At 46.0% G+C, this 1574-nt stretch carries 2 pseudogenes; one reads left to right on the top strand and one right to left on the bottom strand.

Going from position 1 to position 1574, the window contains the following annotated elements:
• Nucleotides 1-50: 50 nt before the first annotated feature.
• A pseudogene (locus H9653_RS12325) lies at nucleotides 51-950 on the top strand (IS3 family transposase); the annotation flags it as partial.
• 46 nt (nucleotides 951-996) lie between these two features.
• On the opposite strand, the pseudogene H9653_RS12320 reads toward H9653_RS12325, so the two are convergent.
• Nucleotides 997-1524 (bottom strand): annotated as a pseudogene (locus H9653_RS12320) (IS3 family transposase); the annotation flags it as partial.
• Between the last annotated feature and the right edge of the window lie 50 nt (nucleotides 1525-1574).

Below are 1574 nucleotides of genomic sequence, written 5' to 3'. Positions count from 1 at the left end.
AGCGAAGCACTGCTTCGCCCCGACGCAAGATGAGAGCTATGCTCGAATGAGGCGACGGCGTACTTCGCGAAAAACAGCCCGTAAAGTACGCCTTTATTAAAGACAATCAGCAGATATTTAGCGTCACTACTATGTGCCGTGTATTGAGCGTTAAGCCCTCAAGCTACTACGATTGGCTAAGTCGTGACTTAAGCGAGCAGCAGATACATCGTAATCAGTGCGAGTTACTGGTTAAAGCTGCGCACAGTGAAACCAAGGAACGCTACGGCTTTGAGCGTCTACAGGCGCACCTAAACGGGCAAGGACATGATATCAGCCCTTACATGGTTAGAAGCATTAAAGAGGAGCATGGCATCAAATGCCGTCGCCACAAGCGCTTTAAAGTCACCACTGACTCTAATCACAATAAGCTGGTCTATGACAACGTATTAAATCAGCAGTTTGATATTCAAAGACCGAATCAAGCTTGGGTCAGTGACATCACCTACATCTGGACAAACGAGGGCTGGCTGTATTTAGCAGGCATTAAAGACTTATACACTAAAGAGCTTGTCGGTTACGCCATTAATAAACGCATGACTGCTGATTTAGTTTGCCGTGCACTCACTATGGCAATCAAGAACAAACGACCTCCCAAAGGGCTAATAGTCCACTCTGACAGAGGCAGCCAGTATTGCAGCCATGCCTACCACAAGATCATTAAGCAGCATCAATTTACAGGCTCAATGAGCGCTAAAGGCAACTGTTATGACAATGCGCCGATAGAAAGCTTCTGGGGTACATTGAAGAATGAGCTGATATATCATAAAGATTATAAAACCAGATTTACAGCCATCAACGATATCATTAGATATATCGAGCTGTACTACAACCAGACGAGGATTCAAAAGGGCTTGGGCTATAAATCGCCAAGACAGGTGTGGTTTGATTATTATCGTCAGGCTGCGTAATTAAAATCTCCCAAGTTTAACTGTACGGATTTGACGGCAGGGGTCACATACGCTTGTTAATAGCGTAACCGACAAGCTCTTTGGTGTATAAGTCTTTGACCCCTGCTAAGTACAGCCAACCCTCATTCGTCCAGATATAGGTAATGTCGCTGACCCACGACTCGTTAGGGCGCTTAGCATCAAACTTCTGATCCAGTACGTTTGGATAGACCAGCTTGTTGTGATTGGAGTCGGTGGTGACTTTAAAGCGCTTATGACTACGACATTTAATGCCGTGTTGCTCTTTGATGCTTCTTACCATATACAGGCTAATGTTATGGCCTTGCTCGCTTAGATGAGCATGCAGTCGATCTGCGCCATAACGTTCTTTCGTTTCATTGTGAGCCGCTTTAACCAGTAATTCAGACTGGTTGCGATGTATCTGTTGGTCGCTGAGATCACGACTTAGCCAGTCGTAATAGCTTGATGGCTTAACCCTTAACACACGGCACATAGTGGTGATGCGAAAGAGGAACTGGTTGTCTTTGATAAAGGCGTACCTGACTAACTGTTTCTCGCGAAGTACGCCGTCGCCTCATTCGAGCATAGCTCTCATCTTGCGTCGGGGCGAAGCAGTGCTTCGCC

The sequence above is a fragment of the Psychrobacter communis genome (assembly GCF_014836505.1).
In the GTDB taxonomy this organism is placed as follows: domain Bacteria; phylum Pseudomonadota; class Gammaproteobacteria; order Pseudomonadales; family Moraxellaceae; genus Psychrobacter; species Psychrobacter faecalis.
The sequence above is the reverse complement of the archived record's forward strand: the minus strand, read 5'-3'. Positions and strand labels throughout refer to the sequence as shown.